This is a genomic window from Demequina litoralis, from assembly GCF_030418455.1.
In the GTDB taxonomy this organism is placed as follows: domain Bacteria; phylum Actinomycetota; class Actinomycetes; order Actinomycetales; family Demequinaceae; genus Demequina; species Demequina litoralis.
Map to the genome: position 1 here is coordinate 1 of NZ_JAUHPW010000018.1, position 1,229 is coordinate 1,229.

1 protein-coding gene is annotated in these 1,229 nt (G+C 67.0%); it reads left to right on the plus strand.

Annotated elements, in window-relative coordinates:
• Positions 1-33: 33 nt before the first annotated feature.
• Complete coding sequence (locus QQX09_RS14235; RefSeq protein WP_301135929.1) at positions 34-1,206, plus strand: IS30 family transposase; 1,173 nt, start codon at positions 34-36, stop codon at positions 1,204-1,206.
• Positions 1,207-1,229 lie beyond the last annotated feature (23 nt).

The following is a 1,229-nucleotide window of genomic DNA, read 5'->3' on the forward strand; positions in this document are numbered from 1 at the left end:
GGAGGTGGTGTCATGGCGAGGTATCCGCAGTCGATGCGGGATGAGTTCGTGGATCTGGTGTGTTGGGGGACGTCAGCGCAGGTAGCGGCGGTGATGGTGGGTACGGCGCAGTGTCGTGCGACGCCGGTGCGGTGGTGGCGTGATGCTGGCGGAGTGAAGCTCAGCAATGGACGTGCGCATGCGGTGTCGGACCCGGTCGTGGACTGGGACGGGACGGTTGGTCGGTCCTTGACGATGGCTGAACGTGCCGAAATCCAGGCGGGCCTGCGTGCGGGCTGGTCGCAGCACACGATCGCGGCGCGGATCAGTCGTTCGCAGTCGGTGGTCTCGCGCGAGATTAAACGTCACCGAGGTCCGGGCGGGGAGTACCACGCGACGTTGGCGCATACGCGGGCGCATCAGAGCCGGCGTCGACCCAAGGACACCAAGCTCGAGCGCAACCCGGCGCTCGCTGCCCGGATCGAGACCTGGATGGACGATGGCTGGTCGCCCAAGCTCATCGCCGACATGCTCGCCCGGGAGCGCCCCGACGACCACACTGGACGCGTGAGTCACGAGACGATCTACCGCGCCTTGTACGTCCAAGCCGGTGGCGGACTACGTCAGGATCTGGCCCGGCAGCTGTCCACCAAGCGCACCGCGCGCAAGGCCCGCGGCAGCGGCGTACGCGGCTTGAAAGCCACCTACCGTGACGCGCTTCGGATCAGCGAACGCCCTGCTGAGGTCGCTGATCGTGCAGTGCCGGGCCATTGGGAAGGAGACCTGATCAAGGGCGCGAAGGGTGCCTCACAGGTCGGGACGCTGGTTGAGCGTTCGACGCGCTTCGTGATCCTGCTGCACCTGCCCGAACGCGCCACCGCCGACGTCGTCGCGCGGCAGATGATCGCCCAAATGAGCCTCCTGCCGGCACACCTGCGCCGATCGATCACGTGGGACCGCGGCTCCGAGCTCGCGGCGTACGACCACATCCAGCTCAACCTGCAAGCGCCGGTGTACTTCGCCGATCCCCACTCACCGTGGCAACGCGGCTCCAACGAGAGCACGAACAGGCTGCTGCGCCACTGGCTGGCCAAGGGCTCCGACCTGTCGGGCTACAGCGCCGACGAACTCGCCACCATCGCCGACAAGCTCAACTCCCGACCCCGCCCGACCCTGGACTACCGCACCCCCGCCCAAGCCCTCAACGACCTCCTCAACGCCGCATGATGCTTTGACCGCTTGACTTTGAG

What these genes read in the sequence shown, in the direction of transcription:
- QQX09_RS14235 (WP_301135929.1), top strand. Translation starts at nt 34, where the DNA reads ATGCGGGATGAGTTCGTGGATCTGGTGTGTTGGGGGACGTCAGCGCAG.